The following is a 1224-nucleotide window of genomic DNA, read 5'->3' as shown; positions in this document are numbered from 1 at the left end:
CCGGAACCCGCAGCACCTCGCGGCTGGTGGCGAGGATCCGCAGCCGGGGGCACCGGCTCAGCAGGTCCGCGGCCAGCTGTGCGCACGGCTCGGCAAGGTGCTCGCAGTTGTCCAGGATCAGCAGCATCGAGCGGTCGCCCAGCGCATGGGCGAGCACCTCGACGCCGCTGCGGCTGCCGCGTTCGCCCAGACCCAGTGCGGCGGCCACGGCCTGGGGAAGCTGGCTGCCGTCGTGCAGCGAGTCCAGCTCGACGAACTGGGCCCGGCCCTCCGCGCCGACCCGGAGATCCCCGGCGAATTCCAGCGCGAGGCGGGTCTTGCCGACTCCCCCCGGGCCGGTGAGAGTTAGCAGCCGGGCCGACTTCACGAGGGTGCGCAGCCGGGACAGTTCGCGGCCGCGACCGACGAAGGTGTCGAGCGCACGAGGCAGTTCCCGGGCCTGCACGCCCGCGGTGGGCGGCTGCGAGCGATCCCCGGCCGCGGTGGGCTGCTGCGTACGGCCCGTGCCGTCGCGTGCCGAGCGGCGGCGGAAGGCTCGCTGCCGGCATGCGGCGGAACAATAGCGGGCAGGCCGGCCGCCCTGCGCCGGTTCACTTCCCGTACGCCGCTCTTTGCCGGGCAGCTCTGACCCGCACTCCTCGCACGTTCGACTCGGACCCATCCGTCGAATCCTTGCCCACCGGCCGCGCCCGGCACCACCGTCTGCGGGCGAAGGTGAGCCACGCCCCACCGCGGCTGAGCACGGGCTGAGCTTCGGCTATGCGCTCGCTGTGGACGGCGCCTGATTCAGCTCCGGTCCCCGAAGCCGCTCCGCCGTGCGCCGCGCCGTCTGCTGCGCCCGTGCGCCGCTGGACAGCGCTCCGACGGAGAGTACGCACAGTCCGCATCCGGCGATCACCCACCATCTGCGAGCTGCGCGCTCTCTCCCGCACCAGGGTCAACATGCACCGCAAGATGTTCAAGCACGCGGCCGCGGCGATGACGTGGCCTGGGGCCTTGTCGGTCTTCACCGTCCAGCGCCGGCCACGCCGCTCAATGCCGACGTATGTGGCGGCCTTGTACGCGGCATTGAACGCCTTCGTGCCCGTGGCGTCCGGAATCTGGTCAGCGGGACAGGGGATCGGCAGCTCTACCAGGGCCAGTGGTACAGCAGCAACGAGTACTTCGCGCTGAGCACCGGCGGGGTCTCCCGGGTGAACCTCGGGGCGCCGGGCGAGGCCGGAA

Annotated in this window: 1 protein-coding gene; it reads right to left on the bottom strand. The window is 72.3% G+C overall.

Translation table 11 applies throughout. The features are described from left to right. Window positions 1-661, bottom strand: a 661-nt coding sequence (locus tag ACWGI8_RS37295; protein WP_453667873.1) for an AAA family ATPase, incomplete at its 3' end; no start/stop codon positions are given. Window positions 662-1224 lie beyond the last annotated feature (563 nt).

The organism is Streptomyces sp. NPDC054841 (assembly GCF_053611045.1).
This window is presented reverse-complemented; position numbering and strand designations above follow the sequence as displayed.